The 12977-nt window shown below is 72.6% G+C and carries 9 protein-coding genes; 6 read left to right on the top strand and 3 right to left on the bottom strand.

The features are described from left to right. The first annotated feature begins 24 nt into the window (after positions 1-24). Positions 25-2022 (top strand): HAD-IIIC family phosphatase, encoded by a 1998-nt coding sequence (locus VGR37_22340; GenBank protein HEV2150154.1) that lies wholly within the window; start codon positions 25-27, stop codon positions 2020-2022. A 46-nt stretch (positions 2023-2068) separates the two neighbouring features. Continuing rightward, the gene (locus VGR37_22345) at positions 2069-2305 is read left to right on the top strand and encodes an acyl carrier protein (GenBank protein HEV2150155.1); all 237 of its coding nucleotides are present in this window, start codon (positions 2069-2071) and stop codon (positions 2303-2305) included. Positions 2306-2371: 66 nt separating this feature from the next. Here VGR37_22345 and VGR37_22350 read toward each other — a convergent pair whose 3' ends face one another. Beyond that, on the bottom strand, positions 2372-4090 hold the full coding sequence (locus VGR37_22350) for a GMC family oxidoreductase (GenBank protein HEV2150156.1): 1719 nt from the start codon (positions 4088-4090) through the stop codon (positions 2372-2374). 54 nt (positions 4091-4144) lie between these two features. Next, complete coding sequence (locus VGR37_22355; protein HEV2150157.1) at positions 4145-5110, bottom strand: glycosyltransferase family 2 protein; 966 nt, start codon at positions 5108-5110, stop codon at positions 4145-4147. A gap of 310 nt (positions 5111-5420) precedes the next feature. Between VGR37_22355 and VGR37_22360 the strand changes: the two genes are divergently transcribed. The 4 genes from VGR37_22360 to VGR37_22375 all read left to right on the top strand — a co-directional run bounded on the left by VGR37_22360 (position 5421) and on the right by VGR37_22375 (position 10748). Then, positions 5421-6665, top strand: a complete 1245-nt coding sequence (locus tag VGR37_22360) for an acyltransferase (GenBank protein ID HEV2150158.1) — start codon at positions 5421-5423, stop codon at positions 6663-6665. A 79-nt stretch (positions 6666-6744) separates the two neighbouring features. Next, on the top strand, positions 6745-7659 hold the full coding sequence (locus VGR37_22365) for a polysaccharide deacetylase family protein (protein ID HEV2150159.1): 915 nt from the start codon (positions 6745-6747) through the stop codon (positions 7657-7659). Positions 7660-7732: 73 nt separating this feature from the next. Further along, positions 7733-8920: a VanZ family protein gene (locus VGR37_22370; protein HEV2150160.1), complete on the top strand. Its 1188-nt coding sequence runs from the start codon at positions 7733-7735 to the stop codon at positions 8918-8920. A gap of 454 nt (positions 8921-9374) precedes the next feature. Beyond that, positions 9375-10748 carry a heparinase II/III family protein gene (locus VGR37_22375; GenBank protein HEV2150161.1) on the top strand — a complete coding sequence of 458 codons (1374 nt, stop codon included), beginning with the start codon at positions 9375-9377 and terminating at the stop codon, positions 10746-10748. 1037 nt (positions 10749-11785) lie between these two features. Here the strand turns inward: VGR37_22375 and VGR37_22380 are convergent. Then, positions 11786-12977 (bottom strand): ATP-grasp domain-containing protein (locus VGR37_22380; GenBank protein HEV2150162.1); only part of this gene is annotated, 1192 nt, incomplete at its 5' end.

The following is a 12977-nucleotide window of genomic DNA, read 5'->3' on the forward strand; positions in this document are numbered from 1 at the left end:
CAGACTGGAGCGCACGGAGGTCCAATGGATTCGAGCCCCGCCCCACCGGATGGCCTCGCGGCGGGAGACCGCCTGCGGAAGGAGGGCCAGCTCCCGGGGGCCGTGGAGGCCTACCTCGCCGCCGCCAGCGCCCTGGAGACGCCCCCCGCGGCGCTCTGCCTGCGCCTTGCCCGGTGCTACCGGTCCCTGGGTGAGGAGGCGGAGGCGCTGCGGTGGGCTGCCGCGGTCGTGGACGCCGGGGACGACTTCGCCGCGTGGCACGCGGCGGCCACGCTGGTGCAGAAGTGTGGATCCGCCGCGCCCCACCTCCGGGCCGCCCGGGTCGCGCTCCTGGGCAGCTACACCACGGCCCAGCTCGGGCCGCTCCTCCGGCTGGCGGCGCTGCGGCGCGGGGTGGCGCTCGAGGTCCACGAGGCCGCGTACGGGCAGTACCGGCAGGAGATCCTCGACCCGGAGAGCGCGACGTACGCGTTCGGCCCCGACTTCGTCCTCCTGGCCGTCCACGAGGGAGAGGTGGCGCTCCCGGACCACAGCGACGCTCCCGCGGAGCAGGTCGAGGCGGAGCTGCGCCGCTGGACGGGGCTCTGGGAGGCCGTTGCCCGGCGCTCGGCGGCGCGCGTGGTACAGCACAACTTCGCGATCCCGCCCGAGGTCCCCCTGGGCCACCTGGCGGCCCGGCTCCCCGGGTCGCGCTACCGGATGACCCAGGCGCTGAACCACCGCCTGGGCGACGAGGCCGGGAGCGCGGTCACCATCGTGGACTGCGACCGGCTGGCCTCCTACGTGGGGAAGCAGCGCTGGTTCGACCCCCGCTACTGGCACCACGCCAAGCAGGCGGTCGCCCTGGACGCGCTCCCTCTCCTGGCGCGGCACACCGCCGCGGTCCTGGCCGCCGAGCTGGGGATGACGCGCAAGTGCCTGGTCCTGGACCTGGACAACACCCTCTGGGGCGGTGTGATCGGGGAGGACGGGCTGGCGGGGATCCGCCTGGGCGGCGACGCGGAGGGGGAGGCGTACGCGGCCTTCCAGGAATACGTCTCCCGGCTGAAGGACCGGGGCGTGATCCTGGCCGTCTGCTCGAAGAACGACGAGGCCGTGGCCCGGGAGCCGTTCGAGAAGCACCCCGCGATGCGCATCCGGCTGGAGGACGTCCCGGCGTTCGTCGCGAACTGGGAGAGCAAGGCGGACGGGATCCGCGCCATCGCGCGGACCCTCAACATCGGGCTGGACGCGGTGACGTTCGTGGACGACAACCCCGCGGAGCGGCAGGTGATCCGCCGCTTCCTCCCGGAGGTGGACGTGGTGCCGCTCCCGGCCGACCCCGCCGGGTACGCGCGGAGCCTCTCGGAGTACGTGGGCTTCGAGGCCGCCTCGCTGACGGCGGAGGACCGGGAGCGCGCCGCGCAGTACCGGGCGCGCGCGCGCCTCGCCAGCCTGGAGGCGTCGGCGGACTCGCTGGAGGACTTTCACCGGAGCCTGCGGATGGAGGCCGTCGTCCAGCCCTTCAACGCCTTCGACCTGCCGCGCATCGCGCAGCTCATCGCCAAGTCCAACCAGTTCAACCTCACCACCCGGCGCCACGGCCCCGCGCAGCTCCAGCGGTTCATGGCGGACCCGGCGTGCGTCCACTTCTCCCTGCGGCTGCGCGACTGCTTCGCCGACCACGGGCTCGTCGGGGTGATGGTCGCGTTCCGCCGGGGGGGCGTGCTGGACGTCGACACCTGGCTGATGAGCTGCCGGGTGATCGGGCGCACCGTGGAGGCGGAGATGCTGGGGCAGCTCTGCCGGCGGGCCGCGGAGCTGGGGTGCACCTCGCTCCGGGGCACCTACGTCCCCACGGCCAAGAACGCCATGGTGAAGGACGTGTTCGCGCGGTTCGGCTTCGAACTGCTGGAGGACACGGGGGGGACCACCACCTGGCGCTACGACCTGCCGGCGCGGGGGGCGATCGAGAACGGGTTCATCTCCGTGGTGGAGCCCGGGCGCGAGGCCGCCGCACCCGACGCAAGGATCCCGGCCTGAGCGAGCCGCGCCGGCCTCACCCGGACAGCGAGGGGAGAATCATCCCATGACCGTGCACGAGCGCCTGGAAGAGGTGTTCCGTACGATTCTGGACGACGAGGGGATCGTGCTGACCGAGAACACCACCGCGGCCGACGTCCCCGGGTGGGACTCGCTGGCGCACGTGAACCTGATGTTCAGCATCGAGCAGGAGTTCGGAGTCCAGTTCACCGGGAACCAGTTCAGCGAGTTCGAGAACGTCGGCGAGCTGGAGCGCTTCCTGGAGAGCCGGAGCTACACCTGAGCGCGAAGGGCCCCGCGGTCGTGCCGCGGGGCCCTTCCTCTCTTCACCCGCCCGCGGGAGTCGCGCTCAGGATTCCTGCGCCACGGTGGACGCCTCCACCGCGGGGGTGGACCTGGCACGGTCGGCCAGGTGGTCCGCCAGCCGCAGCGCCATTGCCACGATGGTGAGCGTCGGGTTGATGTACCCTCCCGTCGGGAAGACGGAGCAGCCCGCGACGTACAGGTTCCCGACCCCGTGCACCCGCGCGTCGGCATCCACCACTCCCTGCTTCGGGTCTGGGTGCATGCGCGTGGTTCCCATGTGGTGGTGCAGCCCCGAGGCGCGCAGCACCAGCTGCCCCTCGTCGTCGGTAAGCGGCGCATAGCTCCCGATCCCCGCGCGCTCCACCTCGTCGGCGAAGATCCGCTGCGCCCGCGCGACGCTCTCGCGGTCCTCGTCGCGCCACCGCCACTGCAGCTCCGGCCGCCTGCACCCCAGCCGGTCCCGCTCCTCCGAGAGGACCACCCGGTTGTCCGGGTGAGGGAGCTGCTCGGTGTGCAGCAGCACCGCGAAGGCGCCGAAGCGGCGCTGCTTGTCCGGGAGCGCCGACCATCCGTCGCCCGAGACCAGGTCCGGGCCGGGGACGAAGTACCTGAAGAGCCGCTGCCCGGACGCCTTGCGGAGCATGCTCGCGGCGACGAAGTCCGCGGACCGCAGCACCTCGCGCAGGTGCCTTCCCACTTCGGCAGGGGGGCGGAGCCGGAGCACCGAGCGGGCGAGCGCCTCGAAGGAGTGGATCGCCTCGGTCCGGATCCGCTCGTGCCGCGGGTGGCGGGGGTAGAGGGCGAAGCTCAGGTTGAGCAGCCGCTCCCGCCGCATCAGCTCCTCCGTGAAGCGGATCTGGCCCATGACCCAGGTGCCGTTCACCGGCCGCTCGTCGTAGAGCGCGGCGGTGTCCAGGAGCGCCCGGTCCCGGGGGGTCAGGATCCCGCCCGAGACCACCTGGTGCTCCATGAAGTAGCGGCCCACCAGGTCGTGCCCGTTGCCGATCCCCGCCTCCTGCACCCGGTTGGAGAGGAGGAGGATGCGGGCGTTCTCGATCCCTCCGGTGGCGAGGACCACCGTGCGCGCGCGGACGCTGAAGGCCTTCCCCTCCGGGGTGGCCGCGTGCACGCGCGACACCTCGCCGGCCGTCTCGTTGGTCTCCAGCTCGGTGACGTTGGCGTGCAGCCACACCGCGGCGCGCGGCGAGCGCTCCATCTCCGCGCGAAGCCCCTCCGTGAAGCGCTCCCGCGGGGTGAACTGCCATACCGAGGTGTTGCAGACGGCCGGATCCAGCTTGAGCTGGGGGCCCTCCGGGGTCTCCCAGCTCGCGCCCCCGTAGGCGTAGGGCCCCAGGGCGCAGAACTCCTGGGCGCGCCGGTAGTACGGCTCCAGGTGCTCCAGCCCGAACGGCCATCCGCTGTAGGGCGCCCAGTCGCGCCGCTCGAAGTCGATGGCGTCGAGCGGAGCGGCGCGGAAGCCATGGGCGGGTCCCAGCCGCGTGTTCCAGAGGTGCGTGGTCCCGCAGAGCTGGCGCCAGCGGGTCTCCGCCAGGGGAGGGTAATGGTCTCCCCGCACCGTCCCCTCGTGGAGCGACTGCGCCGCGGGGTCCGGCTCCGTCCCGCCGCCTTCCAGCACGCAGGTGTCCACCCCGCGGCGGGCGAGCTCCAGGGCGATCGCGATGCCCGCCGGCCCGGCCCCGACGATGCAGATGTCGGCCTCGAGAACGGCTCCGGAGGGGAGATCGTGTGCGTCGTGCAGCATGGCGGATGGGCTGGTCTTCGGGGTGGGAGTGGGGGTGCGGGCGCCGTGGGATCCCTACGGCGCCACGCTCCCGCGAAGGTCCTCGAACAGAACCGGGTGGACGGGGAGCCCGAGCAGGTTCTTGAGCGCGCGGGCGCGAACGCCGCTGTAGCCCAGCGCCCGCCCGAACGCCTGGACGGCGAGCAGGGGCCGGCGCTGCTTCAGCGCCGCCTGGCCCGAGTCCACCAACGCGCAGCCGATGCGCCGCCGCAGGGCCGCGCGCTGCTCCGGGGTGAGCGGCTCCTCCTCCAGCATGCGGAATGCCCGGAGCTTCGCGTGCTTCATCTCGGAAATGTCACGGGTCAGGTTGCTCCCGTGCCGGCGCACCTCCACCAGCGCGTCCTCGATGTAGGCGGCCACGGTGCGCCGGTACACCCGCAGCCCGAAGTGCGTGTCCTGGGCGAGCCGCATCCCGGGTGCCAGGCCGATCCCGTCCAGCACCTCGCGCCGGAAGAGCATGGACTGCAGCCAGACGGGGGGGTCCGCGAACTCGACGAAGGTGGTGAAGGCGTCGCCCGTGATCCGGCGGCCTCCCCCCGCGCGGGTTGGGACGGTGGGGATATCGCGGATCCGCGGGAAGATGTCGAACTGGGTGCGGGATCGGACGCCCTGCTCGTCGAACCAGGCGAAGTTGCAGAAGACCACCCCCACCTCGGGCTCGCTCTCCATCAGCTCGAGCTGGCGGCTGAGCTTCCCCGGCCGCCAGCGGTCGTCCGCGTCCAGGTAGGCGACGTATTCCCCGCGCACTTCCTCCATGGCCCGGTTGAAGGCCCCGCTGAGCCCCTGGTTCACCTCCAGCGTGATCACGCGCATCCGCGGCTCGTCGATCGACGCGAGGACGTCCCGGGTGTCGTCCGTGGAGCCGTTGTCGACCACCACGATCTCCAGGTCGTCGACGTCCTGCACCTGGATGCTCTCTATGGCCTCGCGCAGGTAGCGGCCGTAGTTGTAGGCGGGGACGACGACGCTGACTCGGGGCATGGTCACGAGGGTTGCGGTTCGGGCCGGGTGCTCGCTTCGGCTCCGGAGCGGTGGGTCGCACCGCGTCTCCTTTGCATGCGGCGAGCCACGGCCGCCGCACGGCTCCCGCGGCCGAAAGCCCGGATCCGCCTCGAGAACCGACGGAGGGGCGCCGCGAATGTTGTGTGGATGCAACAACCCGCACGGGTGGCGGGGACGTTCCCACGCCGCGGACCTCGTGTTTGCCGCCGGAGGAGGATGGAACGCCGGATGCTTGTCCAGTGGACAAAGGCCGCCGCGTGAGTGGCAGACTCCCTGGCGACACGAGAACATGAGCGATCAGCGACTCTCCGCCGCACCCACCCCCGGGCTGGCGAACCCCACGCCCTGGAGGGGGCACATCCCGGCCCTGGACGGCCTTCGGGGTGTCGCCATCCTCATGGTGATGTTCCTCCACTTCCAGCTCGACAGCCCCGACACCCCCCTGGGGCGCGCGTACGTGTACGTGGTGGAGAGCGGGTGGGCGGGCGTGGACCTCTTCTTCGTGCTCTCCGGGTTCCTGATCACGGGGATCCTGTACGACAGCCGGAGCGACGAGGGGTACTTCCGGAGCTTCTACGCGCGCCGGGCGCTGCGGATCTTCCCGCTCTACTTCGGCTTTCTCGCGCTGCGCTTCTTCGTCGCGCCGTGGCTCTTCCAGCCGGACTGGGTGGACCTCCACAGCCCGGCCGCGCAGCAGGCGTGGGGCTGGCTCTACATGACCAACCTGCAGATCGTGCTGCTGGGGCCGGGATCGGAGGCGCCGTTCACCACGCACTTCTGGTCGCTCGCCATCGAGGAGCAGTTCTATCTGGTGTGGCCGGCCGTGGTCCTCCTCCTCCCCCGCCGCCGGCTGATCCTCCTCTGCTGCGCGATGATCGTGGCCGCGCTCGCCGTCCGGCTGGTGGTGGTGTACGGGGTCGGGGCCCTCTTCTGGGCGTACTTCTTCACGCCGGCCCGGATGGACGCCCTCGCGATGGGCGCCCTGATCGCGCTCGTGGTCCGGTCCCCGGGCGGATGGGAAGCCCTGCTGCGCTGGCGGAGCCCGGTGCTGGTCCTGTCCGCGGGAGCCCTGGTGGGACTGCACTTCTGGCGCGGGCTGGGCTCGCGCGACGAGGTCATCCTGACGGTGGGGCTCACCGTGGTGGGCTTCTTCTTCGCCGGCGTCCTGGTGACGGCGGTGGGGGCGGAGCCCGGATCGCGCCTGCAGCGGGCGTTCGCCAACCCGGTGCTCCGCTTCTTCGGGCATTACAGCTACTCGATGTACGTCTTCCACCTGGTCGTGCACCGGGTCCTCCAGCGGAGCTTCGTCGACCGCGGGCCGGTGGACGTCCTCGGCGTTCCCGTCCCGGCGCAGGCCGTTTTCATGACGGCCGCGTTCGCCATCACGATCGTGCTCTCCATGGCCAGCTGGCACCTCTTCGAGAAGCACTTCCTGGGGCTCAAGGACCGCTTCCCGTACGGCAGGAAGCAGCCGCGCGACGCGCCGGTGGCCATCGGGGCGCCCGCGGTGCGGCTCGCCGGAGGCGGCGACTGACGCGTGCGGCTTGGCCGCGCCGAGCCGGGGCGCTAGCTTGCCGGGCCGCCTCCCCGTCCACTCTCATCCCGATCTCGTCTTGCGCAGGATTCTGAAGCTGTCGGCGGAGAAGGTCCTCTGCCGGAGCGGGTTGACGCGGCTGGCGCGGGTCTGCCGCCGGACCGGCGCGGTCGTCCTCGCCTACCACAACATCGTCCCGGACGGCGAGTCGTGGGAGGGAGACCGGAGCCTCCACCTCCCCCAGCGGGAGTTCGCGCGGCAGCTGGACCTCGTCCAGCGCACGCACGACGTCGTTCCGCTGTCGTCGCTCTCCGCCGCTCCGCGGGGCGGACGGCCCCGCGTGGTCATCACGTTCGACGACGCGTACCAGGGGGCGGTTACGGCAGGGGTGGAGGAGCTGTCCCGCCGCGGTCTGCCGGCGACGATCTTCGTCACTCCGGGGTTCCTCGGGGGGATGTCCTTCTGGTGGGACGTCCTGGCGCTGCCGGGCGACGCGGGGCTGGCGCCGGAGCTGCGGGACCGCTGCCTCACCGAGCTGCGCGGATGCGACGTCGAGATCCGGCGCTGGGCCGCGGAGCGTGGTCACCCGATCGGGAAGGTGGCGCCACACCAGACGGGGGCGACGGAGGTCCAGCTGGAAGCCGCTTGCCGGACCGGGGGGATCACGCTGGGCGCACACACCTGGACCCATCCCAACCTCACGGCGCTCCGCCCCGGGGAGCTGGAGGAGGAGCTGGTCCGTCCGCTCCGCTGGCTGCGCGAGCGCTTCCTGGGCGTGCTCCCGTGGCTCACCTATCCCTACGGCCTGACCTCCCCCGCGGTGGAAGAGGCGGCCCGGCGGGCGGGGTACGAGGGGGCGTTCCGGGTGGAGGGTGGGTGGATGCCGCCCCGCTGGACGGAGGCGCGGTCCCACGCGCTCCCCCGGTCGAACGTCCCCGCGGGCGCATCGCTGGAGAACTTCGAGATTCGCACCTCCGGCCTGCTCTCCCGCTAGCCTCGTCCACACGTTGACTTCCGTTCCGCGGGGGCCGGCTCGGCCCTCTCGCCGTGTGCGCAGGGCCGGCACCGTGCTGGCGATCGTCTCAGTGCTCGTGATCGCGTCGCTGACCCTGTTCCCCACGAGCGACAGGTCCGCGGGGCTGACGCTCTGCCTGTTCTGTGGCGACCGCGGGCTCGCCGATGCGATCCTCAACGTCCTGCTGTTCATGCCGCTGGGCGCGGGGCTCGCTCTCCGCGGCGCGACCCTCCTGGCCGCGACTCTCCTGGGCGGCGTGTTCACCGGGGGGATCGAGTTCCTGCAGTCGCTGATCCCGGGGCGGGACGCGAGCCTGTCCGACCTGCTCTTCAACACGCTGGGGTGTGTCCTGGGCGCCGCGCTGCTCCGCTCGGCTCCGGCGTGGATCGACCCGGGACCGGGGCGTGCACGACGCCTCCTGGCCGGCGCGCTGGTGCTGCCACTCCTCCTCCTCGTTGCCGGAGGACTTCTCCTCTCTCCTCGGCCGTCGCGCGACGTCTATGCGGGCCAGTGGACGGCGGAGCTGGGGCACCTGGAAAGCTACCGCGGGCGCGTCACCTCGGCGTACGTCGGCGAGGTTCACGTTCCCTCGCGGCAGATGCGAGCGGAATCGGAGCGGCTTCGTGTGCTGCTCGAGGAGGGGGCGCCGGTCCGCGTCTCCGCGGTCGCCGGTCCGCCGGTTCCGGCGCTCGCGCCCATCTTCAGCATCTACGACGACGAGGAGCGCGAGATCGTCCTGCTGGGGGCGGACCGGGAGGACGCGGTGTTCCAGTTCCGCACGGTGGGGCTCGCCCTGGGGATGGACCGGCCCAGCCTCCGCCTCCCCGGTGCGTTCCACGGCGTCCGGCCGGGCGACCCCCTGCGCATGGAGGTCGCCCGCGCGGGGCGGGGGTACTGCTTCTCCGTAAACGCGGCCCGTTCGTGTGCCGTCGGCTTCACCGTCACCGACACCTGGCGGGTGTTCCTGGCGCTCTCCTCCCTCGGCAGCGGCGTGCGGGGGGCGATCGGGCTCGCGTGGCTCGCGGCACTCTGGGTGCCGGCGGGGTTCTGGATCCGCGGTCGGCGGCAGGCGCTCCTGGCCGCCGCCTCGGTCGCTACGGGCCTCCTCCTGGTGCCTCCCGTCGCGGGGCTCCTTCCGACCCCGCTCCCCGCGCTGGCGGCCGCGCTGGTGGGTCTCGGGGTCGGGGCGCTGGCGCGGAGGATGCTGCGCAGGAATCTCGCGCCGCGTGAGCTGCCGTAGCACGTGAGGTTCCCGCACGGGCGTCGTGCCGCAGCGGCTTTCGCCGAGGCGGCCTGGTGCCCGGTCGTCCGCAGTGCCTTCAACGCCCTCCTGCCACCTCTTGCCCCCCCGCTCCATGGGCACATCCGCCAGCGGTTTCCCGGGTTCCGACAGAGGGCGAGACTGGACGGTAGTGGCGGCGCGGGTCCGCGAGAGCGCAAAGCGCGCGGTCCGTCTCGGCTATCGGGGCGGCCTGAGCCTGCGACGGGCCCCCGGCGAGCTTCTGCCGCTCGTTCCTGCGCCGACGGGCACGGGTGGCCCGACGGACCTTCCAGCCGCGTACGACTCGTTCACGTGCCGCTGGGCGGCCGGCGTCCTCCAGGGCCGTTCCTACGATCCACCTCCGTGCGCCGGCGACCCGGAGCTGGTCCATGAGCAGCTCCGTCTGCGGGGAGTTCTTCCGGCCCTCGCGGAGGTGCAGCGGACGGCGCGCTCTCCGGAAGTCCACGACCGGATCGGGGGGCTCGTCGAGCACACCATCCGCCTGGTCGGCCATCGGCCGGCGGAGGGATGGGATACCTCGACGGCTGCGCTGCGGCTCGTCTCCTTCCTGCGTGCGAGCGAGGCGCTGCGGCCCGTGGGGCTCTCCCTTCCCGACCTCGAGGGGCGCCTGCGCAACTTCATTGCGGCGCACCAGAGGCCGCTCGCCTGGGGCGCCGTGGCGGAGCCTGCGGGGAACCACGAGCTGGTCAACGTCGCGGGACGCGCGGCTCTACACTTCCTCCTCGACGACGGGAGCCCGCTTCCGCACCGAATGAGCAGCGATTTCGTGGGCAGGTTCGAGCGCCAGTTCCTTCCGGACGGAGGACACGTCGAGCGCTCGCCGCACTACCAGGCCCAGGTACTGAGCCTTGCAACGGTCATCTGCGAGGTGGACTCCCGCCGGGGTGGCGCCCTCGCCGCGTGCCTGGGCCCGGCGCTGACGAAGGCGCGCGGCGCGCTGGCCGGGATGCTCGCCGGGGGCGCCCCGTTCCGTCTCGGCGACATCAGTCGAACGTTTTCCGGAAAGACACCCGTCGAGGACGTCACGGAGGGCCTGGGAGGGGTGGATTTCCCACGGGAGCGCTCCGTGAGCATGCCCCACTTCGGAATCGCAGTGGTGCGCTGGCGCACCGGAGACCTGGATTTCTCCCTCGTCGTGGACGCAGGAGAGATGGGCTACTCCCTGAATCCGGGACACGGCCACGCCGATTCCCTCTCGTTTTCGCTCCTGGTGAACGGGCACGAGCTGATCACCGACCCGGGAACCTACCTCTACGCGGACACCGAGGCGGCCACGTGGTTCAAGCTCGCCGAAGCCCACGCCACGATCCGCTGGCCCCACCGCCCGTCCTGCGTTCTCTCCCGCTTCTTCCGGTGGAGCCGGATCATGCCTCCTCCCAACCTGGTCCGCACGCCCGCCGGACCGCTGGGAACAGCGCTTCACGCCGTACAGCGGTGGCGCCGGGGAGAGCACTGGTTCGAGCACGCGCGATCCTGGATCCCGCTTCCGCGGGGGCTGGCCATCCGCGACCGCGTGGCGAGCCAGGAGAGCCGTCCGGCTCTCTCCAGGATGCCGCTGCACCCGCAGGCGACGCTCGCGACCGACGGGAAACGTGGCCGGATCGGGTTTCCCGGCGGCTCGGCGGCCGTGCGGAGCTGGGGGAGTTCGGTGGGCCCGTACCGCGAGCGGTACGGCGGATACGCAGCGGGGTACGGCGAGCGGGAGGATGCGGTCGCACTGGAGTGGCCGATCGAGACTTCCCGGGGCGGGGCATCGTGCTGGACCTTCGTTCGGGTGCAGGCGTGATGCCCAGCCACTCCCCCGGCGCGTTCGTCACCTGGAACGACTCGCGGCGCTCCATCACGCTTTCCGCCGCCCTCGGGGTAGAGCGCGTGACGATGGTGGCGCACCGCTCCGGAGCCGCCCGCCACCTGCTCGGCGCCGTGCGGACGGCGGCCTACCTGTTGTCGGCCCGCCCTCGGGTGGTCTGGTTCCAGTTCTCGCTCGCGCTGGGAGCCGTCCTGGCCGCCTACGCTCTGCTCGGCTCCCGGCGCGGAGTGCGGATCGCGACGGACGTGCACAGCAAGGCCCTGCGCCGCTCGGGCCCGTGGTGGCTCCGGTGGGCGATCCTGCCGGTCAAGCGCCGGGTCCTGGCGGCCTGTCGTGCGGTGGTGGTCACCAACGAGACCGACGCCCGCTTCGCCGAGCGCGTCCTGGGGGTGGCCGCATTGATCCTCCCCGACCCGCTGCCGAAACCCCCGCCGGGGGGATCACCGCCGCCCTCGTGGATCCAACCGCGGCAGGTGGTGTTCGTCTGCTCGTACGCCGCCGACGAACCGCTGGAATTGATCCTCGAAACGGCCCGCCGCCTGGGTGGGCGGGTCGCTCCCGTCCTGACGGGGGATCCGGCGGCCGTCGCCCCGGAGCTCCGAAGCGCTCTGGAACGCGTCGCGCGCCTTCCGGGGAGGTTGCCGGAGGGGGAGTACTGGGCGCTCCTCGAGGCAGCGGACTGTATCGTCGTCCTCACCTCCGAGCCGGCTTGCCTCCCGTGCGGCGCCTACGAGGCGATCGCCCTGGGGAAGCATCCCGTGATCGCCGACGATCCCGTCGCGCGGAGGGTGTTCGCCGATTCCGCCATCTTCGCCGGCCTCGACCCCGACTCGCTGGAGCACGCAATCCTCCGGAGCGTAGGCGGGCACCGGCCTGGAGCCGCCCCTGACGAGGCATACGTGGCGAAGTGGCGCCACACCTGGAGAAGCGTGCGAGCGGCACTCGTGGCTGCAGGCGTGGCGCCGGGGGACGCGCCTCTCCCCGAGGCTGCAGCTCCGGGCCCCCGCGAGGGATCAGCGCCCGCGGAGCCAGTCCAGCGCCTCGCGCAGCGCGGGGCCGGGGTCGGACGCGCGGAAGACCTCGCCACGGCGTCCCGGCCCGAACGCCGCGACGAACTGCGCGACGGCGCCGCCCAGGCCGGGGGCGTCCTCCGGGAGGGCCAGCTCCTCGCGGGAGCGGCGCATCCGGGCGATCAGGTGGTCGACCTCGCCCAGGGTCCAGCGGAGCCGCACCCCCGTCCGGTAGCTGGTGACGGGCGCGGGGCGCGCGCCGGCCGCGGCCTGCAGGAGCAGGGCGGGGAAGTCCACCCCCGCGTCGAGCGCGAGCTGTAGAGACCCCCAGAAGCGCCCGTTGATCTCCATGATGTACGCCTTCCCGGTGGCGGCATCCAGCTTGTACTCCACCATCGCCACCCCCTGCCACCCGAACGCCCGCAGCAGGGCCACGGAGCGCTCCAGCAGAGCCGGGTCCAGCGGGTGGCTCTCGCGGTAGACGCTCACCCCTCCCGAGGGCGGCTTCTCCCGGATGCGCCGGTGCGAGAAGGCGGCGACGACCTCCCCCTCCCACAGGAGGACGAAGATCCCCACGCCGGGCCCCACGATCCGCTCCTGCAGGAGCACGGGGTACGCACCCGGGGGAAGGGCGTCCAGGGCGCTCCGCAGCGCGGTCCCGTCGCGGAGGTGCACGACGGACGACTTCGCCCGCTTCCCGTTCGCCGAGACGACCGAGCGGGAGGGCTTAAGCACGAGGGGGAAGCGCAGCGCCCCCGGGTCCACGGCGCGCGCCTCCTCCACGCTCTCCACGCGGAGCTGGGCGGGTACGCCGATCCCCACCGCGCGCGCGGCCTCCATCACCGCCCCCTTGTCGCAGATCCGCTCGAACTCCGCGAGGCCGGCGAACGGGAGGAGGGCGCCCAGCGTCTCGCGCTCGGGGAGCAGGGCCAGCAGCGAGGGCTCGGTGATGGGGAGCAGCACGTCCACGCCGTTCCGGCGGATCAGCCCACGCACCGCGGCCACGAAGGCGGCCGGCTCGGTGAGCGGGTCGGGGACCGGGGCATGAGCACGGCAGTGGCGCGAAGCGCCGGCCAGGGAGCGGGAGCGGGGCGAACAGACGAAGACGGTGTGGCCGGCCGCCGCCAGCGAGCGAACGGCGGCGAGCGCGGCGCGCTGCTCGCCGTCGGTGACCAGGACCGCCGCCACCCTACAC

It is taken from the genome of Longimicrobiaceae bacterium (assembly GCA_035936415.1).
In the GTDB taxonomy this organism is placed as follows: Bacteria; Gemmatimonadota; Gemmatimonadetes; order Longimicrobiales; family Longimicrobiaceae; genus JAFAYN01.

Coding starts and splice junctions, on each gene's coding strand:
- VGR37_22340 (HEV2150154.1), top strand. CDS start 25: ATGGATTCGAGCCCCGCCCCACCGGATGGCCTCGCGGCGGGAGACCGC.
- VGR37_22345 (HEV2150155.1), top strand. CDS start 2,069: ATGACCGTGCACGAGCGCCTGGAAGAGGTGTTCCGTACGATTCTGGAC.
- VGR37_22350 (HEV2150156.1), bottom strand. CDS start 4,090: ATGCTGCACGACGCACACGATCTCCCCTCCGGAGCCGTTCTCGAGGCC.
- VGR37_22355 (HEV2150157.1), bottom strand. CDS start 5,110: ATGCCCCGAGTCAGCGTCGTCGTCCCCGCCTACAACTACGGCCGCTAC.
- VGR37_22360 (HEV2150158.1), top strand. CDS start 5,421: ATGAGCGATCAGCGACTCTCCGCCGCACCCACCCCCGGGCTGGCGAAC.